Origin of the sequence: Tepidimonas ignava (genome assembly GCF_004342625.1) — a bacterium.
Lineage (GTDB): Bacteria > Pseudomonadota > Gammaproteobacteria > Burkholderiales > Burkholderiaceae_C > Tepidimonas > Tepidimonas ignava.
On record NZ_SMAH01000013.1, the window covers coordinates 61,569 to 83,182 of the forward strand.

Consider the following 21,614-nt stretch of genomic DNA (forward strand, 5'->3'; position numbering starts at 1 on the left):
AGCTGGTCGACGTCAGCCCGCAGGCGCTGCGCATGAGCAGCCCGTTCAACGCCGGCTACTGGCTCAGCGCCGCCTGAGGCGGGCTGAGCGCCTGCGCCAGCGCCACGTAGTCCTGCACCGGGACTTCCTCGGCGCGGCGCTGCAGGTCGAACGTGCCGCCGTAGCCCTGCTCGGCCAGCCATGGCCCCAGGGTGTGGCGCAGCAGCTTGCGCCGCTGCGAAAACGCCACCTTGACCAGCGCTTCCAGCCGGGCTGCGTCCAGCGGCGCCGGCGCCGGGTACGGCTCCATGCGCACCACGGCGCTGTCCACGCGCGGCGGCGGTGTGAAGGCGCTGGGGGGCACGTGCAGCACGTGCTCCATCGCATAGCGCCACTGCAGCATCACGCTCAGCCGTCCGTAGGCGGCCGTGCAGGGCGCCGCCACCATGCGGTCGACCACTTCTTTTTGCAGCATGAAATGCTGGTCCTGCACCTGAGGCGCCCAGCGCAGCAGGTGAAACAGGATGGGGGTGGAAATGTTGTAGGGCAGGTTGCCCACCACGCGCAGCCGCCGGGGGGCGCAGCGCTGGGCCAGGGCGCCAAAGTCCACCGTCAGCACGTCGGCTTGCACCACCTCCAGCCCGGCTTGCTGGCGCAGCCGCGCCGCCAGGTCACGGTCCAGCTCGACCACGGTCAGGCGCTGCAGCCGCTCCAGCAGCGGTTGCGTCAGCGCGCCCAGGCCCGGGCCAATCTCGACCACGCAGTCGCCCTGCTCCGGGTCGATGGCGCGCACAATGGCGTCGATGATGGCCGGATCGCTCAGAAAGTGTTGGCCAAAGCGCTTGCGCGCGCGGTGGCCTTCCAGCGTGGCGGGGTCGGGTCGGAGGGGGCTCACTGCGGCGGCTCGCGGTATTCGACGTAGGTGCGCGCGCGCGCCTCGCGCACAAGTTCGGCCAGCGCTTCGTCGGCTTTGCGTTGACGCAGCAGCGCGCGCACGGCGTCGCGCAGCTCGCGCGCGCTGCGCGGCACCTCGCGGCGTTGCTGCACCTCGATCAGGTGCACGCCAAAGCGCGACACCACCGGCTCCGACACCTGACCCGGCGCCAGCGCGTCCATCGCTTGTTCGAACTCCGGCACGAACAGGCCTGGCGCGGCCCAGCCCAGCCGCCCGCCGTCACGCGCGCTGGCGTCCTGGCTGGTTTGGCGTGCGGCTTGCTCGAAGCTGATCTGGCCCGCCACGATGCGCTCGCGCAGGGCGCGCAGCTGCTCAATGGCGGCTTGACGCTGCGCGTCGGTGTCGGCGCGCAGCAGGATGTGGCGCACCTCGGTTTGGGTCACGGTGGGGTCGGGCAGGTCCACGTGGCGCTGCGTCAGCACCTTCAGCACGTGCCAGCCGGCGCCGCTGCGCAGCGGACCGACGATGCTGCCCGGGGGCTGGCCACGCACGGCGTCCCAAAACAGCGTGGGGTAGCGATCCGCCGTGCGCAGCCCCAGCCGCCCGCCCTGGGTCGCTTCGGGCGCCCGTGAATACTGACGTGCCAACGCGGCGAAGTCCTCGCCAGCGCGGGCGCGGCGCGCCACGTCGTCGGCCTGTTGCTGGGCCTGGGCCTGTTGCGCGGCGCTGGCGTTTTCGGGCACGGGGATGAGCACCTGCGCCAGCTCCAGCGCCACTTGGGCTGGGTCGCTGGGGCGTTCCCGCTCGCGCAGCCAGGCGTCGATGTCCGCTTCGCTGACGCGCGCGCGCGCCTCCTCGCGCTCGCGCAGGCGCTGCAGCGTCAGCTCGTCGCGCAGGTTGGCGCGAAAGCTGGCCGGCGTCAGACCGGCGCTAGGCAGGCGCTGGCGCAGTTGCTCCACGCTCAGGCCGTTGCGGCGCGCCACCTCGGCCTCGGCGGCATCGACCTCGGCGTCGCTGACGCGCACGCCTTGCTCCTGCGCCACCTGCAGCAGGGCGCGCTCGTCGATCAGGCGCTCCAGCACCTCGCGCGCCAGGCTGGCTCGGGCGCTGCTCGAGGCGTCGGCCGGCACCTCGATGCGTGCCAGCCGCGCACGCACCTCGCTGGCGGTGATGGGCTGCCCGCCCACCAGCGCCACGATGTGGTCCAGGCTGGCCGAGGCGGTTGTGGACCCGGGGCGCGCGCCCAGCGGCTGCGCCGCGGCCCCCGTGCCGCCCAGCGCCAGGGCGATGGTCAGCAGCGTGGCCGCTGCATGCAAGGTGCGGTTTGGTTTATTCATAGCGTTGGAAGCGGCTGGGCGGATCGACGTCTTCGCGCAGGTACTGGTAGCGCGGGATGTGCTGGCGCAGCGCCTGCAGCGGGTTGCTGCCCAGGCGCGAAAAGCCCGAAAACTCCAGTTGAAACAGGATGCGCTGGTTGGCTTGGCTGGCGCTTTGCTGCAGCCGCTCCAGCACGATGCGGCCAATCCAGCAGCCGGCATCGTATTCGAAGCCGGCCACCAGGTCGACGACGCGCCGCTCCAGCAAGCTGTAGTTGACGCGGCCGACGCCGTACCAGCGCCCCGGCCCCAGCGCTTGGCCGGGCACGGCGCTGGGCATGGAGCCGCCCAGCGCCGCCAGCGGCCACTGCCAGGCGATGTCGAGCAAGCGGCTGCGCGCGCCCGTGGTTTCGTTGTTGCGGTAGGCGACGTTGAGCACGCGGTACGCCCCGGGCTGGTAGCGCGCCGACAGCACCGTACGCACCGAGGTGCGCTGCTCGGTGTTGAACTGCCACGTGCCGGTGAACGACCACTGGCGGTCCCAATGCAGTGTGGAGCCGATCAGGATGTCGCTGCGCCCGGTGGCCAGCGCGGTCTCGTTGGGCAGCGTGACGCGCTGCTCGCGCAGCCGCACGCGCTGCGCCACGCCCAGACTGGCCAGCTCGGCCCCGCTGTCTTGCGCGTACAGCCGCGTGGTGATGCCGTAGGTGACGGTGCGCGCATCGGCGATGCGGTCGTTGCCCGCGTAGGGGTTGGGGGCGTAGATGGTGGCCAGGTTGAAGTCGTAGGCCGCGCTGTCGTACACCGGCAGCAGGCGCTGGTCGCGGTACGGCGTGGCGGCCAGCAGGATGCGCGGCTCCAGCGTTTGCGCCAGCGCCCGCCCGCCCCAGGTGGTGGCGCGCTCAAACACCAGGCCGGCGTCCAGCGCGGCGGTGGGCAGCACCACGCTGGCGCTGCGCCGGCCGTCGCCCAGCGCTTGTTCGAAGCGGTAGTGGCGCGCGTGCAACTGCACACTGGGCTCGACAAACCAGCCCGGCGTCTCCCAGCGGCGGCTCAGGCGCAGCACGCCCAGCGTGCGCGTGCCGTTGACGTCGCTGCGTTGCTCGCCGGCCGACACGCCATCCCACACCACGGGGGTGCGGTCGGTGCGAAACTGCGTCAGCTCGGCGTCGGCGCTCAGGCGCCAGCCCTCCAGCGCACCACCCCAGGCCGCCGGGCGCCAGCGCAGCGCCAGCGACGGCACACGGTCGTACGGCGCCACGATGGTCTCGGCCGGGATGTTGACGATGCTGGGCGCGGCCCCCAGCGTTTGCCAGCGCTGCGCCAGCAGGCTGTAGCTCCACTCGCCCTGCCCGCCGCTGAGCACCGCTTCGTTGGACAACAGGCGCTGCGACAGGTTGGTGATGACGCTGGTGCGCGGGAAGTCGCGCCAATAATCGTCGTCGCTGACGCGGTTGAGGTTGAGCCGCAACCCCGCCCCGGGCAGCCAGTCCAGCGCGGGCAGCGTGTGTTGATGCTGCACCGCGTAAGCCCAGCGGTCCATGCTGCGCAGGCTGTCGTTGGGCAGGTAGGCCGCGCGCAACTGCCCGCTGTAAGTGGGCTCCAGGTAACGGTACTCGCCACCCAGGTCCAGGCCGCGGCGCGTCATGAGCGTCGGGTACAGCGTGGCGTCGCGGTTGGGCGCGAGGTTGAGGTAATACGGCACCGTGGTCTCGAAGCCACTCGTGTTGTCCAGGTTCAGCGTCGGCGGCAGCCAGCCGCTTTTGCGCGCGTCGGACAGCGGAAAGCTCAGCCAGGGGGCCGCGAGCAACGGCACCCCTTGGAACTCGAGGCGGCCGCCACGCGCCTCGCCGGTGTCGCTGGCCATGTCCAGCCGCACCTCGTCGGCGGTCACCGCCCACGCCGGCTGCCACGGGCCGCTGGCCGGGCGGGGGCAGGTGCTGTAGCGCACCCGATGGGCGACCGAGCGGTGCTCGTCGAGGAAGTCGACGCGCGCGGCCTCACCCTGCCCGCCGGTGCGTCCGAGCTCAAAGCGCACGTCGTCGAAGCGGCCCTCGAACGTGTCGAGCTTGAGCTGCAGCCGCGTGCCTTCGTACACGTTGCCCAAGCGCACCACGCGCACGTGCCCCTGCGCGATCGCGGTGTCGTCGGCGCTGGTGTGGCTGAGCGTGTCGGCGCGCAGCACCAGGTCGTGGCGGCGCAACACGGCCCCGCCTTCGACGTCGAGGCGCTCATCCACACGGCCCGCGATGCGCGCGCCCTCCACGGTGACGGGCAGCCGGGCGCGCAGCGCCGCGGGCAGCTCCTGCAGCGTCAACGACGGTTGCAGCACCAACCCCTGGGCCGGGGCCAGCGCCGGCGCCGCTCCCAGCAGCGCCGCCAGCACCGCCAGCGGGCGGCGCGCGGCGGCAGGGGCCGGGCCACAGGGGGTGTGGGGTTGGGACGCAAGGCGCATGGCAGGCGCGGACGGCACGGGCGTTCGTAGAATCGCAGCGATTATCCATGAGCCCCACAACCATGCCGACCGAACCTGCTGCCGCGCCTGCCGTTCCTGCCCCCGTCGTCTGGGCCGACCCGGCGCGTGCCGCCGCCTTCGACGCCTGGCTGCAGTCGGTGGCCGAACCCCACGGCCTGCAGCCGGCCACGCTGCGCCTGGCCAGCGCCGACGCCAGCTTCCGGCGCTACCTGCGCGTCGAGCGCGCGCCCACGCACGGCGGGGGCACGCTCATCATCATGGACGCGCCGCCCGCGCAGGAGGACTGTCGTCCCTTTGTGCGGGTGGCGGGGTTGATGCGCGAGGCCGAGGTGCGCGCGCCGCAGGTGCTGGCCTGGGACGAGGCGCACGGCTTCATGCTGCTGACCGACCTGGGCACGCGCACATTGCTGCACGTGCTCGACCCGCAGCAGCCGCAGGCGGCGCTGCCGTACTTCAAAGATGCCATTGCAGCGCTGCTGGCCTGGCAGCGCGCCACCCGGCCGCAGGCGCTGCCGCCCTACGACGAGGCGCTGCTGCGTCGCGAGCTGGCGCTCTTTCCCGACTGGTACTTGGCGCGCCACAAGGGCGTGGCGCTGTCGGTGGCGCAGCAGCAAACCTTGCACGAGGCGTTCGACCTGATCGTGCGCCGGGTGCTGGCGCAGCCCACCGTGTGGGTGCATCGCGACTTCATGCCGCGCAACCTGATGCTGCCCGACGGCGGCTTCGACCCCCGCCACCCCGAGGGGCGGCTGGGGGTGCTGGACTTTCAGGACGCGGTGCATGGCCCCGTGACCTACGACATCGCCAGCCTGATGCGCGACGCCTTCCTGTCGTGGGATGAGGAGGTGGTGCTGGACGTCACGATTCGCTACTGGGACGCGGCGCGCCGCGCCGGGCTCCTGGAGCACGAGGACTGGTCGTACGACTTTGGGGCCTTTTACCGTGCGGTGGAGTGGATGGGGCTGCAGCGCCACCTCAAGGTCGCGGGCATCTTCGCGCGGCTAACGCTGCGCGACGGCAAGCCGCAGTACCTGGCGGACGCGCCGCGCTTCATCGGCTACATCCGTCACACCGCGGCGCGCTACCGCGAGCTGGCGCCGCTGCTCAAGCTCATCGACGCCGTCGAGGGCATCGAGACCACCACGGCCTACTCGTTCGGGCGCGCGCTCTGACGCGGTGGCCATGGACGCGCCCCGCATTCACCACCCGCAGCCGCTGCAACCCGGCCAAACCGTGGTGCTGCCGCCTGCGGCCAGCCGCCACGTGCAGGTGCTGCGCCTGCAGCCGGGCGACGCGTTGACGCTGTTTGGCGACCCGCTGCACGGCGGCCAGTGGCGCGCCACCATCACCGCCATCGGGCGGCGCGACGTCACCGTGCAGGTGCAGGCGCACGAAGCGGTGCAGCGCGAGCCCGCGCGCGCCGTGCACCTGGCCGTGGGCATGCCCGCCAACGAGCGCATGGATTGGCTGGTCGAAAAGGCCACCGAACTGGGCGTGGCCAGCGTCCAGCCGTTGCTGACCCAGCGCAGCGTGCTGCGCTTGAGCGGCGAGCGCGCCGACAAAAAGATCGCGCACTGGCAAGCGGTGGCGGTGGCCGCCTGCGAACAATGCGGCGGCAACCGGGTGCCTGTGGTGCAGCCGGTGCGCGCCTTGGCCGACTGGCTGGCCGACCCGGTGCGCACTGGCCTCGGTAGGGGGTTGTGGCTGTCGCTGCAACCCGACGCGCCCACCCTGGCCCGGTGGGCGGCGGCGCACCCCGGGCCGTGCCACGTCGTGCTCGGGCCGGAGGGTGGGCTTGCCCCGGACGAAGAAGCGACGCTGGCCCACGCCGGTCTGCAGCCGGTGAGCCTGGGGGCGCGGGTGTTGCGCACCGAGACGGCGGCGCTGGCGGCGTTGACCGTGCTTACGCTTGCCCCTTGAGCACGACGGGGGTTCGCACCGACACGTCGGTGTGCACGGCCTCCAGGGGCAAACGTCGCCCGGCGGCGTGGTCTTCAATGCAACGCAGCACCAGCGCGCTGCGGTGGCGCGCGCGGCTGGCGCGCACCTCGTCCAACGTCATCCACACGGTGCGCACGATGCCTTCGTCCAGCGCGCGCCCGGGCACCGCGTCGTCCACCGTGCCGACGAAGGCCAGGCGCACGTAGGTGATGTCCTCGCCCGTGGCGGGGCGGCGCAGGCGCGACAGGTACACGCCCAACAACGCCGTGGGCGTGAACGGATGGGCGGTTTCCTCCAGCACCTCGCGCACGCACGCCTGCACGGGGTCTTCGCCCTGCTCCAGATGCCCGGCGGGGTTGTTCAGGCGCAGCCCCTCCGGCGTGTGCTCTTCGATCAGCAGGTAGCGCCCCTCGCGCTCGATGATCGCGGCCACGGTGACGTTGGCTTGGAAGCGTTGGTTCGGCATGGGGCGCATTATCGCGGTGGTGTTGTTGCGCGCCGGCGTCGCCTGACCGCACAATATCAAGGATCACTTATAGTGGCATCACCACGGGCGCAGCCGTTTGCGGGTAATCCCGAGGGTCATGTGTCGGGCGGGCGATGGCTTGTCGCGCGCTTTGCCGCTAACCTGTAGGGCTGCGCGACAACCACACCAACCCCAAGCGAGGAGAACACCCATGCGCATAGGCGTGCCCGCCGAAACGGCGGCGCTGGAAACCCGGGTGGCCGTGACCCCCGAAACCGCCAAAAAGCTGGTGGCGCAAGGCCACCACGTGCTGGTGCAAACGGGCGCCGGCGTGGCCTCCAGTGCGCCCGACGAGGCCTACCGCGCCGTCGGGGCCGAGATCGTCGATGCGGCCACGGCGCTCGGCGCCGAGCTGGTGCTCAAGGTGCGTGCGCCGGCCGTGGACGAGCTGGCGCAGATGAAGGCGGGCGCGACGCTGATCGGCATGCTCAACCCTTTTGATGTCGAGGGGCTGCAGCGTCTGGCCGCGGCCGGGTTGACCGCGTTCGCGCTGGAAGCGGCGCCGCGCACCACGCGCGCGCAGAGCATGGACGTGCTGTCCAGCCAGGCCAACATCGCCGGCTACAAGGCGGTGATGCTGGCGGCCAACCATTACCAGCGCCTCTTTCCGATGCTGATGACGGCCGCGGGCACCATCAAGGCCGCGCGCGTCGTCGTGCTGGGCGTGGGCGTGGCGGGCTTGCAGGCCATTGCCACGGCCAAGCGGCTGGGCGCGGTCATCGAGGCCTCCGACGTGCGCCCTGCCGTCAAGGAACAGGTGGAGAGCCTGGGGGCCAAATTCATCGATGTGCCCTACGAAACCGACGAGGAGCGGGAATGCGCCCAAGGCGTGGGCGGCTACGCCCGCCCCATGCCCGAGAGCTGGCTGCAGCGCCAGCGCGCCGAGGTGGCCAAACGCGTGGCCCAGGCCGACGTCGTCATCACCACCGCGCTGATCCCCGGCCGCCCCGCGCCCACGCTGGTCACCGAGGAGATGGTGCGCAGCATGAAGCCCGGCTCGGTCATCGTGGACCTGGCCGCCGGGCGCGGCCCGCTGGGGCCGCATGGCCAGCCCGGTGGCAACTGCCCGCTGACCGTGCCCGACCAGGTGGTCAGCGTGCACGGGGTGACCCTCATCGGCCACACCAACCTGCCCGCGATGGTGGCCGCCGACGCCTCGGCGCTGTACGCGCGCAACGTGCTGGACTTTCTCAAGCTCATCGTCACCAAGGAAGGGCAGCTGCAGCTCAACCTGGACGATGACATCGTGGCCGCCTGCTTGGTGACGCACGCGGGCGAGCTGCGTCGCCGCACCTGATGGCCCTGCCTGGAGAACGCCAATGGAAGCCGTATCCCCGATCCTGTACAACGTGATCATCTTTGTGTTGGCCATCTACGTGGGCTACCACGTCGTGTGGAACGTCACGCCGGCGCTGCACACGCCGCTGATGGCGGTGACCAACGCCATCTCGGCCATCGTCATCGTGGGCGCGATGTTGGCCGCGGCGCTGACCGAAACCGGCCTGGGCAAGGCCATGGGCGTGCTGGCGGTGGCGTTGGCCGCCGTCAACGTCTTTGGCGGCTTTTTGGTCACGCGCCGCATGCTCGAAATGTTCAAGAAAAAAGAGCGCAAGCCCGCCGCGGCCGAGCAAGGAGAGCGCGCATGAGCATGAACCTGGTGGTGCTGCTGTACCTGGTGGCCAGCGTCTGTTTCATCCAGGCGCTCAAAGGCTTGAGCCACCCGACGACCTCGATCCGCGGCAACCTCTTTGGCATGGTCGGCATGGCCATCGCCATCCTCACCACGGCGGCGCTGATCGTGGAGCTGTCGGGCGGTGGTGCCCAAGGCATGGTGTGGGTGCTGCTGGGCTTGCTGGCTGGCGGCAGCGCCGGCGCCGTCATGGCCAAGCGCGTCGAAATGACCAAGATGCCCGAGCTCGTGGCCTTCATGCACAGCATGGTGGGCCTGGCCGCGGTGTTCATCGCCATCGCCGCGGCCACCGAGCCGTACGCCTTCGGCATCGTGCAGCGTGGCGCCGATGGCAGCGTGCCGCCCATCCCGCTGGGCAACAAGGTCGAGCTGTTTTTGGGCGCGGCCATCGGCGCCATCACCTTCAGCGGCTCGGTGATCGCGTTTGGCAAGCTCTCCGGCAAGTACAAATTCCGGCTGTTTCAGGGCGCGCCGGTGGTGTTCGCCGGCCAGCACCTGCTCAACCTGGTGCTGGGGCTGGCCACGGTGGCGCTGGGCGTGGCGTACGCCGTCACCGAAAGCGCACCGGCGTTTTACCTGATGCTGGCGCTCAGCTTCGTGCTGGGGGTGCTCATCATCATCCCGATCGGTGGCGCCGACATGCCGGTGGTGGTGTCGATGCTCAACAGCTACTCCGGCTGGGCCGCGGCCGGCATCGGCTTTAGCCTCAACAACCCGATGCTGATCATCGCCGGCTCGCTGGTGGGCTCCTCGGGCGCCATCCTCAGCTACATCATGTGCAAGGCGATGAACCGCTCGTTCATCAACGTCATCCTGGGCGGCTTCGGGGCCGACCCGGCCGCGGCGCAGGGCACGCAGCAGCAGCGCACCGTGCGCAGCGGCAGCCCGGATGACGTCGCCTTCATCCTGTCCAACGCCGAAAGCGTCATCATCGTGCCCGGCTACGGCCTGGCGGTGGCGCGCGCGCAGCACGCCGTCAAAGAGCTGGCGCAAAAACTCACCGACAAAGGCATCAGCGTCAAGTACGCCATCCACCCGGTGGCGGGGCGCATGCCCGGGCACATGAACGTGCTGCTGGCCGAGGCCGAGGTGCCCTACGACCAGGTGTTCGAGATGGAGGACATCAACCCCGAGTTTGGGCAAACCGATGTCGCCATCGTGCTGGGCGCCAACGACGTCGTCAACCCGGCCGCGCTGCAAAAGGGCAGCCCCATCTACGGCATGCCGATTTTGGAGGCGTACAAGGCGCGCACCGTCATCGTCAACAAGCGCTCGATGGCCACCGGTTACGCCGGGCTGGACAACGAGCTCTTTTACATGGACAAGACCATGATGGTGTTTGGTGATGCCAAGAAAGTGGTCGAAGACATCGTCAAAGCCATCGAATGAGGCGGCCGCCACGTCGGCCAGCCCCGCGCCCCCGACGCCAACGCCCGCGCCCCACAGCGTGCCAGCCGCGCCACGGCACTCCTTGGCGCGCGTGGCGCAGCTGACGCGCCAGCACGGCGCGCAGCACTTCAACTTGTTTGCCAAGGCGTTTGTCGACGAGCTGTCCCACCCCGACAACCGGGCGCCGCAGCGCCAAGCCAGCATGATCGAGCAAGAGCCCGAGCTTGTGGGCGAGCCGTGGATCGATGCCTTGCTGGCGGGCATGGCCGAGTTCATCGCCCACCGCTCGGATCTGCGGGCGCCCGCGTGGACAGAAAAGCGCGAGCGCTTCTTGAGCACGCCCAAGTTTTGGGGTGTCAAGCCCGAGACCCGCGCGCACATGCTTTGCGAAACGCCCGGGCCGTTTCGCCGCCGCAACCTGTTTTGCGGCTACGTGTGGCTGCACGCCAACCGATGGGACCGGCCGTGAGGGCCCGCCCCCGGGGCGCGCCCGGCTCGCCTGCGGTTGTTGACACCGCTTGGCGGGTGTGCCATAATGCAGAGCTTCGCCCCGTTAGGGGTGAAGTATCTATTTTTTCTGCCCAACCAGGCGGGGCAACCTGCCGCGACGGGCCCAAGACTGATCGCCTGCGCCACGGTGGCACAGGGATTCAAGTTGGGACGACACAATCATGATCCAAACGCAAACTCGACTCGATGTTGCGGACAACACGGGCGCCAAGTCCGTGATGTGCATCAAGGTGCTGGGCGGCTCCAAGCGCCGCTACGCCAGCGTGGGCGACATCATCAAGGTCAGCATCAAGGAAGCCGCGCCGCGTGGCCGCGTCAAAAAAGGCGAGGTCTACAACGCCGTGGTGGTGCGCACCGCCAAGGGGATCCGCCGTCCCGACGGCGCGCTCATCAAGTTCGACGGCAACGCCGCCGTGCTGCTCAACAACAAGCTGGAGCCGATCGGCACCCGCATCTTCGGCCCGGTGACGCGCGAGCTGCGTACCGAGCGCTTCATGAAGATCGTGTCCCTGGCGCCCGAAGTCCTGTAAAGGAGTCGTCATGAACAAGATCCGCAAGGGCGACGAGGTCATCGTCATCGCCGGCCGCGACAAGGGCAAGCGCGGCCGTGTGCTGCGTCGCGCCGACGAGCAGCGTGTCGTCGTCGAAGGCGTCAACGTGGTCAAAAAGCACGTGCGCCCCAACCCGCTCAAGGGCGTGGCCGGCGGCATCGTCGAAAAGACCATGCCGATCCACCAGTCCAACGTGGCCATCTACAACCCGGCCACCGGCAAGGCTGACCGGGTGGGCATCAAGGTGCTGGCCGACGGCAAGAAGGTGCGCGTCTACAAGTCCAGCGGCGAAGAAATCAAGGTGGCTTGACCATGGCACGTTTCCAACAGCTCTACCGCGAAAAGATCGCGCCGGCGCTGCAAAAGCAGTTCGGCTACAAGTCCGTCATGGAGGTGCCGCGCATCACCAAGATCACGCTCAACATGGGTGTGGGTGAGGCGGTGGCCGACAAGAAGGTGCTCGAAAACGCCGTGGCCGACCTGACCAAGATCGCCGGTCAAAAGCCCGTCGTGACCCGTGCCCGCAAGGCCATCGCGGGGTTCAAGATCCGCGAGGGTCAGCCCATTGGCTGCATGGTCACGCTGCGCGGCGCGCGCATGTACGAATTCCTGGACCGCCTGGTGACGATCGCGCTGCCGCGTGTGCGCGACTTCCGTGGCGTGTCGGCGCGGGCCTTCGACGGCCGCGGCAACTACAACATCGGGGTCAAAGAGCAAATCATCTTCCCCGAAATCGAATACGACAAGGTCGATGCGGTGCGTGGTCTGAACATCAGCATCACCACCACGGCCAAGACCGACGAGGAGTGCAAGGCGCTGCTCGCGGGGTTCCGTTTCCCGTTCAAGAACTGAGGTGTGCCGTGGCCAAGCAAGCTTTGCTTCAGCGTGAACTCAAGCGCGACCGCCTGGTTGCCAAGTTCGCCAACAAGTACAACGAGTTGAAAGCCATCGCCAAGGACGCCAAGCGCACCCCCGAGGAGCGTGACGCGGCCCGTGCGGCGCTGCAAAAGCTGCCGCGCAACGCCAACCCGACGCGCCAGCGCAACCGTTGCGGCATCACCGGTCGTCCGCGCGGCACGTTCCGCCAGTTCGGTCTGGCCCGTACCAAGATTCGCGAACTGGCCTTTGCCGGCGAGATTCCCGGCGTGATCAAGGCCAGCTGGTAAGGCGCGAAGGAGAACCCCAAATGAGCATGAGTGATCCGATCGCCGACATGCTGACCCGCATCCGCAACGCCCAGATGGTCGAAAAGGCCTCGGTGACGATGCCGGCGTCCAAGCTGAAGACCGCCATTGCGCAGGTGCTGAAGGACGAGGGTTACATCGACGGCTTCCAGATCAAGGAGCAAGGCGGCAAGAAAGAGCTCGAAATCGCGCTCAAGTACTACGCCGGCCGTCCCGTGATTGAGCGCATCGAGCGCGTCAGCCGTCCGGGCCTGCGCGTGTACCGCGGCGCCAAGGACATCCCGCAGGTCATGAACGGCCTGGGTGTGGCCATCGTCACCACCCCGAAGGGCGTGATGACCGACCGCAAGGCGCGCGCCGCCGGTGTCGGTGGCGAAGTGCTGTGCTACGTGGCCTGATGCGCGGCAGGAAGGAGCAAGACAGATGTCTCGTGTAGCAAAAGCCGCCGTCACCATCCCCCAAGGGGTCGAGGTGGCCATCGGTGCCGACAGCATCCAGGTCAAGGGCGCGCTGGGCGCGCTGAGCCTGCCGTTGAACCCGCGCGTCAAGGTGGCGCAAGACGGCGGCAAGCTCACCTTCGCCCCGGTGGACGCCACGCGCGAAGCCGATGCCCTCAGCGGCACGGTGCGCCAGTTGGTCAACAACATGGTCGTCGGCGTCAGCAAGGGCTTTGAGCGCAAGCTGACGCTGGTGGGCGTGGGCTACAAGGCCGCGGCCCAGGGCAACAAGCTCAACATCAGCGTCGGGTTTTCCCACCCGGTCGAGATGGTGATGCCCGAAGGCATCAAGGTCGAGACGCCGACGCCGACCGAAATCCTCATCAAGGGCGCCGACCGCCAGCGTGTCGGTCAGGTGGCCGCCGAGGTCCGTGCGGTGCGTCCGCCCGAGCCCTACAAGGGCAAGGGCATCCGCTATGCGGATGAAACGGTCGTCATCAAAGAGACCAAGAAGAAATAAGGAGCGCGCACATGTTGAACAAGAAGGAACAGCGTCTGCGTCGCGCCCGCCAAACCCGCGTGCGCATCGCGCTGCAGGGCGCCGTGCGCCTGCAGGTGCACCGCACCAACCTGCACATCTACGCCAACATCATTTCGCCGGACGGCAGCCGTGTGCTGGCGTCGGCCTCGACGCTGGAGCCCGAAGTGCGCGCCCAGTTGGGTGGCCACGGCAAGGGCGGCAATGTGGCGGCGGCGGCCATCATCGGCAAGCGCATCGCCGAAAAGGCGCGTGCGGCCGGCATCGAAAAGGTCGCGTTCGACCGCTCGGGCTTCAAGTACCACGGTCGCGTCAAGGCCTTGGCCGAAGCGGCGCGTGAAGGCGGCCTGCAGTTCTGACGGATCGGGTGACGCAAATGGCAAAAATGCAAGCAAACGTCAAAACCGAAGGCAACGACGACGGCCTGCGGGAAAAGATGATCGCGGTCAACCGCGTGACCAAGGTGGTCAAGGGCGGCCGCATCATGGCCTTTGCGGCGCTCACCGTGGTGGGCGACGGCGATGGCCGCATCGGTATGGGCAAGGGCAAGGCGCGTGAAGTGCCCTCGGCGGTGCAAAAGGCGATGGACGAAGCCCGCCGCTCGATGTTCAAGGTGTCGCTCAAAAACGGCACCCTGCACCACGAGGTGGTCGGCGAGCACGGCGCGTCGCGCGTGATCATGATGCCCGCGCCCAAGGGGACCGGCATCATCGCCGGCGGCCCGATGCGTGCGGTGTTCGAGGTCATGGGCATCACCGACATCGTGGCCAAGAGCCACGGCTCGACCAACCCGTACAACCTGGTGCGCGCGACGCTGGACGCGCTGCGCAAGTCCACGACGCCGGCCGAAGTGGCTGCCAAGCGCGGCAAGTCGGTCGAAGAGCTCGTGGGCGCCTGACCACAGGGGACATGCGATGACGACGACCACCAACACCGTCAAGGTCAAGCTGGTGCGCAGCCCCATCGGCTGCAAGGAAAGCCACCGCGCCACGGTGCGCGGGCTGGGTCTGCGCAAGCTGGGCAGCGTGCGCGAACTGCAGGACACCCCTGCGGTGCGCGGCATGATCAACAAGGTGAGCTACCTGGTGCAGGTGCTCTGAGAACCGGAGTGTCGTGATGGAACTCAACACCCTCAAGCCCGCAGCGGGTGCCAAAAAGCCGCGCCGCCGCGTGGGGCGCGGTATCGGCTCCGGGCTGGGCAAGACCGCCGGGCGCGGTCACAAAGGCCAAAAGTCGCGTTCGGGCGGCTACCACAAGGTCGGCTTCGAAGGCGGTCAAATGCCGCTGCAGCGCCGGCTGCCCAAGCGCGGCTTCAAGTCGCCGACGCTGAAGTTCAACGCCGAGGTCACGCTGGCCGACCTGCAGGCGCTGGGCAAGTCCGAAGTGGACATGCTCACGCTCAAGCAAGCGGGGCTGGTGCCGCTGCTGGCGCGCAAGGTCAAGGTCATCAAGACCGGCGAGCTCAGCATCGCGGTCAAGTTGAACGGTGTGGCGGCCACCGCCGGCGCCAAGGCGGCCATCGAGGCCGCCGGCGGCAGCGTGGCCTGAGCCACGACACACGGTAAGCGGGGACGCGCGTGGCGACCAACGCAACCACTCTGGCCAAGACCGGCAAGTACGGTGACCTGGCGCGCCGGGTGTGGTTCCTGATCGGGGCCTTGGTGGTCTACCGTATCGGGGCCCACATCCCGGTGCCGGGCATCGACCCGGTGCAGCTCGAGCAGCTCTTCAAAGGGCAGCAGGGCGGCATCCTGAGCCTGTTCAACATGTTCTCGGGCGGAGCGCTGTCGCGCTTCACGGTGTTTGCGCTCGGGATCATGCCGTACATCTCGGCGTCGATCATCATGCAGTTGATGACCTACGTCGTGCCGGCGTTCGAGCAGCTCAAGAAGGAAGGCGAGGCCGGGCGGCGCAAGATCACCCAGTACACGCGCTACGGCACGGTGGCGCTGGCGCTGTTTCAGGCGCTGGGCATCGCGCTGGCGCTGGAGGGCTCGCCCGGTCTGGTGATCAACCCGGGTTTCGGTTTCCGCTTCACGGCGGTGGTCAGCCTGGTGGCGGGGACGATGTTCCTGATGTGGCTGGGCGAGCAGATCACCGAGCGCGGTCTGGGCAACGGGATTTCGATCCTGATCTTCGCCGGTATCGCGGCGGGGTTGCCCAACGCCATCGGCGGTTTGCTGGAGCTGGTGCGCACCGGCGCCATGAGCATCCTGGTGGCCATCTTCATCGTCGCGCTGGTGGTGCTGGTGACCTACGGCGTGGTGTTCGTTGAGCGCGGGCAGCGCAAGATTCTGGTCAACTACGCGCGCCGCCAGGTCGGCAACCGCGTCTACGGGGGCCAGTCCTCGCACCTGCCGCTCAAGCTCAACATGGCCGGGGTGATTCCGCCGATCTTTGCGTCGTCGATCATCCTGTTGCCCTCCACGCTGGTGAGCTGGGTGTCCACCGGTGACAGCATGCGTTGGCTGCGCGACATCGCCGCCGCGCTGTCGCCGGGGCAGCCGATCTACGTGGCGTTGTACGCCGCCGCGATCGTGTTCTTCTGCTTCTTTTACACGGCGCTGGTGTTCAACAGCCGCGAGACGGCCGACAACCTGAAAAAGAGCGGCGCGTTCGTGCCGGGCATCCGTCCGGGCGAACAGACGGCTCGCTACATCGACCGCATCCTGCTGCGGCTGACCTTCGTCGGTGCGATCTACATCACGTTGGTGTGCCTGCTGCCGGAGTTTCTGATCCTCAAGTACAACGTGCCGTTTTACTTCGGCGGCACGTCGCTGTTGATCATCGTGGTGGTCACCATGGACTTCATGGCCCAGGTGCAAAACTACATGATGTCGCAGCAGTACGAATCGTTGTTGAAGAAGGCCTCGTTCAAGGCCACGGGTGCATAAAGACATGGCGAAGGACGATGTCATTGAAATGCAGGGCGAGGTGATCGAAAACCTGCCCAACGCGACGTTTCGCGTGCGGCTGGAAAACGGTCACGTCGTGCTCGGGCACATCTCGGGCAAGATGCGCATGCACTACATCCGCATCCTGCCGGGCGACAAGGTCAAGGTGGAGCTGACGCCCTACGACCTGTCGCGCGCCCGCATCGTCTTCCGCGCCAAGTAAGGCGGCGCCCACCCCGTCACAAGGAGAAACCACCATGCGCGTTTCGGCTTCCGTCAAGAAAATGTGCCGCAACTGCAAGATCATCCGCCGCCACGGCGTGGTGCGCGTGATCTGCAGCGACCCGCGTCACAAGCAGCGTCAAGGCTGAGTTTTGCGAGGACCATCATGGCACGTATCGCCGGTATCAACATTCCGCCGCACAAGCACACCGAGATCGGCCTGACCGCCATCTACGGCATCGGGCGCACCCGCGCGCGTCAGATTTGCGACGCCTGTGGCATTCCGTACTCCAAGAAGGTCAAGGACCTCACCGACGCCGAGCTGGAAAAAATCCGCGAACAGGTCGGCCAGTTCACCATCGAGGGTGACCTGCGCCGCGAGGTGACGATGAACATCAAGCGTTTGATGGACATCGGCTGCTACCGCGGCTTCCGTCACCGCCGTGGTCTGCCGGTGCGCGGCCAGCGCACCAAGACCAACGCGCGCACGCGCAAGGGCCCGCGCCGTGCCGCCCAGCCGCTGAAGAAGTAATCCCATCCAAGGACAGTCATGGCCAAAGCTCCTACCGCCAACGCCGCGGCGCGCGTGCGCAAAAAAGTCCGCAAGAACATCGCGGACGGCGTCGCGCACGTGCACGCCTCGTTCAACAACACCATCATCACCATCACCGACCGCCAGGGCAACGCGATCGCGTGGTCGTCGGCCGGTGGCCAGGGTTTCAAGGGCTCGCGCAAGTCCACGCCGTTTGCCGCCCAGGTGGCTGCCGAAGCCGCCGGCCGCGCGGCGATGGAGCAGGGCATCAAGAACCTGGACGTCGAGATCAAGGGCCCGGGTCCGGGGCGTGAGTCGTCGGTGCGCGCGCTGGGTGCGCTGGGCATCCGCATCACGTCGATTTCCGACGTGACGCCGATCCCCCACAACGGCTGCCGCCCGCCCAAGCGCCGCCGAATCTGAGGCGCGTGCTCGCCCCACCAGGCGCGTTTTCGGGCTATAATTTGCGGTTCGATTCAGTCGAGCGAGGGCGCAGCCATGCCTTCGCTCGCTGCGCAGTTTTGAGGACCACCGCCAGCGCAGGCGCCCCGGCATGGGTAAGCCCACCGGCGCTGGCTCCCGCGGCAAACGTTGGCCGCGGCAGTTAGGAAAGGACAACCAGTGGCACGTTACCTCGGCCCCAAGGCCAAACTCGCTCGCCGTGAAGGCACCGACCTGTTCCTGAAGAGCGCGCGCCGCTCGATCAGCGACAAAGCCAAATTCGACACCAAGCCCGGCCAGCACGGCCGCACCTCGGGTGCGCGCACGTCCGACTTCGGCTTGCAGTTGCGTGAAAAGCAAAAGGTCAAGCGCATGTACGGCGTGCTGGAGCGTCAGTTCCGCCGCTACTTCGCCGAAGCCGACCGCCGTCGGGGCAACACCGGCACCAACCTGTTGGCGATTCTGGAGTCCCGTCTGGACAACGTGGTGTACCGCATGGGCTTTGCCTCCACGCGTGCCGAGGCGCGTCAGCTGGTGTCGCACAAGGCCATCGCGGTCAACGGGCAAACGGTCAACATCCCGTCGTACCTGGTCAAGCCGGGCGACGTGGTGGCGGTGCGCGAAAAGGCGCGCAACCAGACCCGCGTCAAGGAAGCGCTGGAGCTGGCCAAGCAGATCGGCTTCCCGGCGTGGGTTGAGGTCGCGGCCGACAAGTGCGAAGGTGTGTTCAAGAAGGTGCCGGACCGCGATGAGTTCGGCGCCGACATCAACGAATCGCTGATCGTCGAGCTGTACTCGCGTTGATCGGGCGTGCGCCATTGAAATGACCCGGGTCCTGCCGCTGGCGGGGTCCGGGATTTTGTGCTCCATCGGCCTCGTTCGGCCCATGGGCCGGGGTATGGAAGGAAGTCCGAATGCTGAATAACCTGCTCAAACCCAAGACCATCCACGTCGAGCGCACGGGCGCCAACCGCGCCGAGGTGACGCTGGAGCCCTTCGAGCGGGGCTACGGGCACACGCTGGGCAACGCCCTGCGCCGTGTGCTGCTGTCGTCGATGGTCGGGCACGCGCCGACCGAGGTCACGATCGCCGGTGTGCTGCACGAGTTCTCGACCATCGACGGCGTGCAAGAGGACGTGGTGCACATCCTGCTCAACCTCAAAGGCGTGGTGTTCAAGCTGCACAACCGTGACGAGGTCACGCTGAGCCTGCGCAAGGAAGGCGAAGGCGTGGTGCGGGCGTCCGACATCCAGACGCCGCACGACGTTGAAATCCTCAACCCCGACCACGTCATCGCGACGCTGGCGCCCGGCGCCAAGCTGGACATGCAGATCAAGGTCGAAAAGGGCCGCGGTTACGTGCCGGGCAACGTGCGCAAGGGCGACGAGCACCGCAACAGCATCGGCCGCATCGTGCTCGACGCGTCGTTTTCGCCGATCAAGCGCGTCAGCTACGCGGTGGAAAACGCACGTGTGGAGCAGCGCACCGACCTGGACAAGCTGGTGCTGGACATCGAGACCAACGGCACCATCGGGCCGGAGGAAGCGGTGCGCGCCGCGGCCAAGATCCTGGTGGAGCAACTGTCGGTGTTCGCCCAGCTCGAAGGCGGCACGGCGTTCGACAGCGGCACGCCCGCCAAGGCCGGCACGCCCGCGTTCGACCCGATCCTGCTGCGTCCGGTGGACGAGCTTGAGCTCACCGTGCGCTCGGCCAACTGCCTCAAGGCCGAGAACATCTACTACATCGGTGACCTGATCCAGCGCACCGAAAACGAGCTGCTCAAGACCCCCAACCTGGGTCGCAAGTCGCTCAACGAGATCAAGGAAGTGCTGGCGTCGCGCGGCCTGACGCTGGGCATGAAGCTGGAAAACTGGCCCCCCGCCGGGCTGGAAAAACACTGAGCCGTTCTTTCCTCAACCTGTGACCCCCGGCGGTACCTGATCCGGCCGCCGGTGACGACAACGAAAGGAGCCTTCCCATGCGTCACGGACACGGACTGCGCAAACTCAACCGCACCAGCGCCCACCGCCAGGCGATGCTGCGCAACATGGCCAACTCGCTGCTCAAGCACGAGGCCATCAAGACCACGCTGCCCAAGGCCAAAGAGCTGCGCCGTGTGGTCGAGCCGCTGATCACGCTGGCCAAGAACCCCACGGTGGCCAACCGCCGCTTGGCGTTCAGCCGCCTGCGCGACCGCGACACGGTGGTCAAGCTGTTCAACGAGCTGGGGCCGCGCTACCAGACCCGCCCGGGCGGCTACACCCGCATCCTGAAGATGGGGTTCCGCGTGGGCGACAACGCGCCGATGGCCTACATGGAGCTGGTGGACCGCCCCGAGCCGACCGAGGCCACCCCGGCGGCCGAAGGCGGCGACAAGGCCGAATGATCGTGCTATAATTTTTGTCTCTGACGCGCGGTGGAGCAGTCTGGTAGCTCGTTGGGCTCATAACCCAAAGGTCGGTGGTTCAAATCCACCCCGCGCAACCAAACACAAAACCCGCTGGCCCACCAAGCCAGCGGGTTTTTTCTTGCCCGCTTGCGGTCGCGTTCAGTGCGCGGTTGGCATCACGAACGACGCCCCCTTGGGCGTGCTTTGCGGCCAGCGCTGCATGACGCTCTTTTGCCGCGTGTAAAAGCGCACCCCCTCTTCGCCGTAGACGTGCAGGTCGCCAAACAGGCTGGCCTTCCAGCCGCCGAAGCCGTGCCAGGCCATCGGTACCGGGATGGGCACGTTGATGCCGACCATGCCAACCTGGATGCGGCGGGCGAACTCGCGCGCAGTGTGGCCGTCGCGCGTGAAACACGCCACGCCGTTGGCGTAGCTGTGGCGGTGGATCAACTCGACCGCGTCGCCCAGCGTGGGCACGCGCACGCACGCCAGCACCGGGCCGAAGATTTCTTCCTGCCAGATGCGCATGTGCGGCTGCACGTGATCGAACAGCGTGCCACCCAGCCAAAAGCCCGCTTCGCAGCCGGGGCCGGCCTGGCGCGCGTCGAACGTGCGGCCGTCGACCAGCAGCTGCGCACCTTCGGCCACACCGGCCTCGATCAGGTCGGCGATGCGCTGGCGCGCCGCCGCGGTGACGATGGGCCCCATTTCGGCCTCGGGGTCCAGCCCCTGGCGCACCTTGAGCGCGCGCGTGCGCTCCACCAGCGCCGGCACGATGCGCTCGCCCACGTCGCCCACCAACACGGCCACCGAGATCGCCATGCAACGCTCGCCCGCCGAGCCAAACGCCGCGCCGATCAGGGCGTCCACCGCCTGGTCGAGGTCGGCGTCGGGCATGACCACCATGTGGTTCTTGGCGCCCCCCAGCGCCTGCACGCGCTTGCCATGCGCAGCGCCGCTGGCGTGGATATGCCGCGCCACCGCGGTGGAGCCCACAAAGCTCAGCGCCGCCACCTGGGGGTGCTCCAGCAACGCCTGCACCGCGACGTGGTCACCCTGCACGACGTTGAACACCCCGTCGGGCAGGCCCGCTTCGCGCAGCAGCTCGGCCAACAGCAGCGGCGGCGTGGGGTCCAACGGGCTGGGTTTGAGCACGAAGGTGTTGCCGCACGCCAGCGCCAGCGGAAACATCCACATCGGCACCATGGCCGGGAAGTTGAACGGTGTGATGCCGGCCACGACGCCCAGCGGCTGGCGCAGCGTCCAATTGTCGATGCCGCTGGACACCTGCTCGGTGTAGTCGCCTTTGAGCAGCTGCGGGATGCCGCAGGCGAACTCGACGATTTCGATGCCGCGCGTCACTTCGCCGTGGGCGTCGGCCAACACCTTGCCGTGCTCGGCGGTGATGGCGCGCGCCAGCTCGTCGTGGTGCCGGTGCAGCAGTTCCAAAAAACGGAACAGGACGCGCGCGCGCCGCAGCGGCGGGGTGTCGGCCCAGGCCGGCCATGCGGCCGTGGCGGCCTGCACGGCGGCGTCGACCACGGCGTGGTCGGCCAGCGCCACCTGGCCGCTGACGGCGCCGGTGGCAGGGTTGGTGACGGGTTGGTGGCGTTCGCCGTGGCCACCGTGGCGGCGGCCATCGATCCAGTGGGGAATGAGGGTGGGCGTCATGATGGTGGCCAGTCTAGGCACCGTCGGGCGCGG

At 68.2% G+C, this 21,614-nt stretch carries 29 protein-coding genes and 1 tRNA gene; 25 read left to right on the forward strand and 5 right to left on the reverse strand.

Annotated features, from left to right (window positions below):
* Positions 1-55: 55 nt before the first annotated feature.
* The 3 genes from rsmA to EDC36_RS10415 are packed head-to-tail and all read right to left on the reverse strand — an operon-like array spanning position 56 to position 4,645.
* The gene (gene rsmA / locus EDC36_RS10405; RefSeq protein ID WP_243646564.1) at positions 56-874 is read right to left on the reverse strand and encodes a 16S rRNA (adenine(1518)-N(6)/adenine(1519)-N(6))-dimethyltransferase RsmA; all 819 of its coding nucleotides are present in this window, start codon (positions 872-874) and stop codon (positions 56-58) included.
* A complete protein-coding gene (locus EDC36_RS10410) occupies positions 871-2,211 on the reverse strand; it encodes a peptidylprolyl isomerase (protein WP_132963193.1) in 1,341 nt (446 codons plus the stop codon). The genes rsmA and EDC36_RS10410 overlap by 4 nt, the downstream gene beginning before the upstream one ends.
* On the reverse strand, positions 2,204-4,645 hold the full coding sequence (locus EDC36_RS10415) for an LPS-assembly protein LptD (RefSeq protein WP_132963194.1): 2,442 nt from the start codon (positions 4,643-4,645) through the stop codon (positions 2,204-2,206). Before EDC36_RS10415 ends, EDC36_RS10410 begins: the two co-directional genes overlap by 8 nt.
* A 47-nt stretch (positions 4,646-4,692) precedes the next feature.
* On the opposite strand from EDC36_RS10415, the gene EDC36_RS10420 reads away from it, so the two are divergent.
* A complete protein-coding gene (locus EDC36_RS10420) occupies positions 4,693-5,838 on the forward strand; it encodes an aminoglycoside phosphotransferase family protein (protein WP_132963195.1) in 1,146 nt (381 codons plus the stop codon).
* A 10-nt stretch (positions 5,839-5,848) separates the two neighbouring features.
* Positions 5,849-6,586, forward strand: a complete 738-nt coding sequence (locus EDC36_RS10425) for a 16S rRNA (uracil(1498)-N(3))-methyltransferase (protein WP_132963196.1) — start codon at positions 5,849-5,851, stop codon at positions 6,584-6,586.
* On the opposite strand, the gene EDC36_RS10430 is transcribed toward EDC36_RS10425, so the two are convergent.
* Entirely contained in the window at positions 6,570-7,073 is a 504-nt protein-coding gene (locus tag EDC36_RS10430) for an NUDIX hydrolase (RefSeq protein WP_132963197.1), read from the reverse strand. The genes EDC36_RS10425 and EDC36_RS10430 overlap by 17 nt on opposite strands.
* A 211-nt stretch (positions 7,074-7,284) precedes the next feature.
* Here EDC36_RS10430 and EDC36_RS10435 point away from each other — a divergent pair, with 211 nt between their 5' ends.
* The 23 genes from EDC36_RS10435 to EDC36_RS10545 all read left to right on the forward strand — a co-directional run bounded on the left by EDC36_RS10435 (position 7,285) and on the right by EDC36_RS10545 (position 20,008).
* Positions 7,285-8,430 (forward strand): Re/Si-specific NAD(P)(+) transhydrogenase subunit alpha, encoded by a 1,146-nt coding sequence (locus tag EDC36_RS10435; RefSeq protein WP_132963198.1) that lies wholly within the window; start codon positions 7,285-7,287, stop codon positions 8,428-8,430.
* 22 nt (positions 8,431-8,452) lie between these two features.
* The gene (locus EDC36_RS10440; RefSeq protein ID WP_132963199.1) at positions 8,453-8,779 is read left to right on the forward strand and encodes an NAD(P) transhydrogenase subunit alpha part 2; all 327 of its coding nucleotides are present in this window, start codon (positions 8,453-8,455) and stop codon (positions 8,777-8,779) included.
* Positions 8,776-10,212 (forward strand): NAD(P)(+) transhydrogenase (Re/Si-specific) subunit beta, encoded by a 1,437-nt coding sequence (locus EDC36_RS10445; protein WP_132963200.1) that lies wholly within the window; start codon positions 8,776-8,778, stop codon positions 10,210-10,212. Before EDC36_RS10440 ends, EDC36_RS10445 begins: the two co-directional genes overlap by 4 nt.
* A 91-nt stretch (positions 10,213-10,303) precedes the next feature.
* Positions 10,304-10,681: a hypothetical protein gene (locus tag EDC36_RS10450; protein ID WP_132963201.1), complete on the forward strand. Its 378-nt coding sequence runs from the start codon at positions 10,304-10,306 to the stop codon at positions 10,679-10,681.
* A 202-nt stretch (positions 10,682-10,883) separates the two neighbouring features.
* Positions 10,884-11,252, forward strand: a complete 369-nt coding sequence (gene rplN / locus EDC36_RS10455; protein ID WP_043700216.1) for a 50S ribosomal protein L14 — start codon at positions 10,884-10,886, stop codon at positions 11,250-11,252.
* A gap of 10 nt (positions 11,253-11,262) precedes the next feature.
* Entirely contained in the window at positions 11,263-11,583 is a 321-nt protein-coding gene (rplX, locus tag EDC36_RS10460; protein WP_132963202.1) for a 50S ribosomal protein L24, read from the forward strand.
* A 2-nt stretch (positions 11,584-11,585) separates the two neighbouring features.
* Positions 11,586-12,125: a 50S ribosomal protein L5 gene (rplE, locus tag EDC36_RS10465; RefSeq protein ID WP_132963203.1), complete on the forward strand. Its 540-nt coding sequence runs from the start codon at positions 11,586-11,588 to the stop codon at positions 12,123-12,125.
* An 8-nt stretch (positions 12,126-12,133) separates the two neighbouring features.
* Entirely contained in the window at positions 12,134-12,439 is a 306-nt protein-coding gene (gene rpsN / locus EDC36_RS10470; RefSeq protein ID WP_132963204.1) for a 30S ribosomal protein S14, read from the forward strand.
* A gap of 20 nt (positions 12,440-12,459) precedes the next feature.
* A complete protein-coding gene (gene rpsH, locus EDC36_RS10475) occupies positions 12,460-12,855 on the forward strand; it encodes a 30S ribosomal protein S8 (protein ID WP_132963205.1) in 396 nt (131 codons plus the stop codon).
* Positions 12,856-12,880: 25 nt separating this feature from the next.
* On the forward strand, positions 12,881-13,414 hold the full coding sequence (gene rplF, locus EDC36_RS10480) for a 50S ribosomal protein L6 (RefSeq protein WP_132963206.1): 534 nt from the start codon (positions 12,881-12,883) through the stop codon (positions 13,412-13,414).
* 11 nt (positions 13,415-13,425) lie between these two features.
* Positions 13,426-13,791: a 50S ribosomal protein L18 gene (rplR, locus tag EDC36_RS10485; RefSeq protein ID WP_132963207.1), complete on the forward strand. Its 366-nt coding sequence runs from the start codon at positions 13,426-13,428 to the stop codon at positions 13,789-13,791.
* Between the two features lie 17 nt (positions 13,792-13,808).
* Positions 13,809-14,330: a 30S ribosomal protein S5 gene (gene rpsE / locus EDC36_RS10490; RefSeq protein ID WP_132963208.1), complete on the forward strand. Its 522-nt coding sequence runs from the start codon at positions 13,809-13,811 to the stop codon at positions 14,328-14,330.
* 16 nt (positions 14,331-14,346) lie between these two features.
* Positions 14,347-14,532, forward strand: coding sequence for a 50S ribosomal protein L30 (gene rpmD, locus EDC36_RS10495; RefSeq protein ID WP_132963209.1), 186 nt, complete (start codon positions 14,347-14,349; stop codon positions 14,530-14,532).
* Between the two features lie 16 nt (positions 14,533-14,548).
* Positions 14,549-14,980, forward strand: coding sequence for a 50S ribosomal protein L15 (rplO, locus tag EDC36_RS10500; protein WP_132963210.1), 432 nt, complete (start codon positions 14,549-14,551; stop codon positions 14,978-14,980).
* Between the two features lie 29 nt (positions 14,981-15,009).
* Positions 15,010-16,326 carry a preprotein translocase subunit SecY gene (gene secY / locus EDC36_RS10505; protein WP_132963211.1) on the forward strand — a complete coding sequence of 439 codons (1,317 nt, stop codon included), beginning with the start codon at positions 15,010-15,012 and terminating at the stop codon, positions 16,324-16,326.
* A 4-nt stretch (positions 16,327-16,330) separates the two neighbouring features.
* Complete coding sequence (infA, locus tag EDC36_RS10510) at positions 16,331-16,549, forward strand: translation initiation factor IF-1 (protein ID WP_132963212.1); 219 nt, start codon at positions 16,331-16,333, stop codon at positions 16,547-16,549.
* A 34-nt stretch (positions 16,550-16,583) separates the two neighbouring features.
* Positions 16,584-16,697 carry a 50S ribosomal protein L36 gene (rpmJ, locus tag EDC36_RS10515; protein ID WP_132963213.1) on the forward strand — a complete coding sequence of 38 codons (114 nt, stop codon included), beginning with the start codon at positions 16,584-16,586 and terminating at the stop codon, positions 16,695-16,697.
* Positions 16,698-16,714: 17 nt separating this feature from the next.
* Positions 16,715-17,080, forward strand: a complete 366-nt coding sequence (gene rpsM, locus EDC36_RS10520) for a 30S ribosomal protein S13 (RefSeq protein WP_132963214.1) — start codon at positions 16,715-16,717, stop codon at positions 17,078-17,080.
* Positions 17,081-17,098: 18 nt separating this feature from the next.
* Positions 17,099-17,503 carry a 30S ribosomal protein S11 gene (rpsK, locus tag EDC36_RS10525; RefSeq protein WP_132963215.1) on the forward strand — a complete coding sequence of 135 codons (405 nt, stop codon included), beginning with the start codon at positions 17,099-17,101 and terminating at the stop codon, positions 17,501-17,503.
* Positions 17,504-17,701: 198 nt separating this feature from the next.
* The gene (rpsD, locus tag EDC36_RS10530; protein WP_132963216.1) at positions 17,702-18,325 is read left to right on the forward strand and encodes a 30S ribosomal protein S4; all 624 of its coding nucleotides are present in this window, start codon (positions 17,702-17,704) and stop codon (positions 18,323-18,325) included.
* Between the two features lie 110 nt (positions 18,326-18,435).
* On the forward strand, positions 18,436-19,422 hold the full coding sequence (locus tag EDC36_RS10535; protein WP_132963217.1) for a DNA-directed RNA polymerase subunit alpha: 987 nt from the start codon (positions 18,436-18,438) through the stop codon (positions 19,420-19,422).
* Positions 19,423-19,499: 77 nt separating this feature from the next.
* Positions 19,500-19,907, forward strand: coding sequence for a 50S ribosomal protein L17 (gene rplQ / locus EDC36_RS10540; RefSeq protein ID WP_132963218.1), 408 nt, complete (start codon positions 19,500-19,502; stop codon positions 19,905-19,907).
* A 24-nt stretch (positions 19,908-19,931) separates the two neighbouring features.
* A tRNA-Met gene (locus EDC36_RS10545) sits at positions 19,932-20,008 on the forward strand.
* A 61-nt stretch (positions 20,009-20,069) separates the two neighbouring features.
* Here EDC36_RS10545 and EDC36_RS10550 read toward each other — a convergent pair.
* A complete protein-coding gene (locus tag EDC36_RS10550) occupies positions 20,070-21,581 on the reverse strand; it encodes a CoA-acylating methylmalonate-semialdehyde dehydrogenase (RefSeq protein WP_132963219.1) in 1,512 nt (503 codons plus the stop codon).
* Between the last annotated feature and the right edge of the window lie 33 nt (positions 21,582-21,614).

Bases quoted from the DNA above. Each gene is read 5' to 3' on its own strand.
- rplR (WP_132963207.1), top strand. From the start codon at position 13,426: ATGTTGAACAAGAAGGAACAGCGTCTGCGTCGCGCCCGCCAAACCCGC.
- infA (WP_132963212.1), top strand. From the start codon at position 16,331: ATGGCGAAGGACGATGTCATTGAAATGCAGGGCGAGGTGATCGAAAAC.
- EDC36_RS10445 (WP_132963200.1), top strand. From the start codon at position 8,776: ATGAGCATGAACCTGGTGGTGCTGCTGTACCTGGTGGCCAGCGTCTGT.
- rplX (WP_132963202.1), top strand. From the start codon at position 11,263: ATGAACAAGATCCGCAAGGGCGACGAGGTCATCGTCATCGCCGGCCGC.
- EDC36_RS10435 (WP_132963198.1), top strand. From the start codon at position 7,285: ATGCGCATAGGCGTGCCCGCCGAAACGGCGGCGCTGGAAACCCGGGTG.
- rpsE (WP_132963208.1), top strand. From the start codon at position 13,809: ATGGCAAAAATGCAAGCAAACGTCAAAACCGAAGGCAACGACGACGGC.
- rpmD (WP_132963209.1), top strand. From the start codon at position 14,347: ATGACGACGACCACCAACACCGTCAAGGTCAAGCTGGTGCGCAGCCCC.
- EDC36_RS10425 (WP_132963196.1), top strand. From the start codon at position 5,849: ATGGACGCGCCCCGCATTCACCACCCGCAGCCGCTGCAACCCGGCCAA.
- EDC36_RS10440 (WP_132963199.1), top strand. From the start codon at position 8,453: ATGGAAGCCGTATCCCCGATCCTGTACAACGTGATCATCTTTGTGTTG.
- rplE (WP_132963203.1), top strand. From the start codon at position 11,586: ATGGCACGTTTCCAACAGCTCTACCGCGAAAAGATCGCGCCGGCGCTG.
- EDC36_RS10410 (WP_132963193.1), bottom strand. From the start codon at position 2,211: ATGAATAAACCAAACCGCACCTTGCATGCAGCGGCCACGCTGCTGACC.
- EDC36_RS10535 (WP_132963217.1), top strand. From the start codon at position 18,436: ATGCTGAATAACCTGCTCAAACCCAAGACCATCCACGTCGAGCGCACG.
- rplQ (WP_132963218.1), top strand. From the start codon at position 19,500: ATGCGTCACGGACACGGACTGCGCAAACTCAACCGCACCAGCGCCCAC.
- EDC36_RS10430 (WP_132963197.1), bottom strand. From the start codon at position 7,073: ATGCCGAACCAACGCTTCCAAGCCAACGTCACCGTGGCCGCGATCATC.
- EDC36_RS10550 (WP_132963219.1), bottom strand. From the start codon at position 21,581: ATGACGCCCACCCTCATTCCCCACTGGATCGATGGCCGCCGCCACGGT.
- rplN (WP_043700216.1), top strand. From the start codon at position 10,884: ATGATCCAAACGCAAACTCGACTCGATGTTGCGGACAACACGGGCGCC.
- rpsK (WP_132963215.1), top strand. From the start codon at position 17,099: ATGGCCAAAGCTCCTACCGCCAACGCCGCGGCGCGCGTGCGCAAAAAA.
- EDC36_RS10420 (WP_132963195.1), top strand. From the start codon at position 4,693: ATGAGCCCCACAACCATGCCGACCGAACCTGCTGCCGCGCCTGCCGTT.
- rpsH (WP_132963205.1), top strand. From the start codon at position 12,460: ATGAGCATGAGTGATCCGATCGCCGACATGCTGACCCGCATCCGCAAC.
- rpsM (WP_132963214.1), top strand. From the start codon at position 16,715: ATGGCACGTATCGCCGGTATCAACATTCCGCCGCACAAGCACACCGAG.
- rplF (WP_132963206.1), top strand. From the start codon at position 12,881: ATGTCTCGTGTAGCAAAAGCCGCCGTCACCATCCCCCAAGGGGTCGAG.
- rpmJ (WP_132963213.1), top strand. From the start codon at position 16,584: ATGCGCGTTTCGGCTTCCGTCAAGAAAATGTGCCGCAACTGCAAGATC.
- EDC36_RS10415 (WP_132963194.1), bottom strand. From the start codon at position 4,645: ATGCGCCTTGCGTCCCAACCCCACACCCCCTGTGGCCCGGCCCCTGCC.
- rplO (WP_132963210.1), top strand. From the start codon at position 14,549: ATGGAACTCAACACCCTCAAGCCCGCAGCGGGTGCCAAAAAGCCGCGC.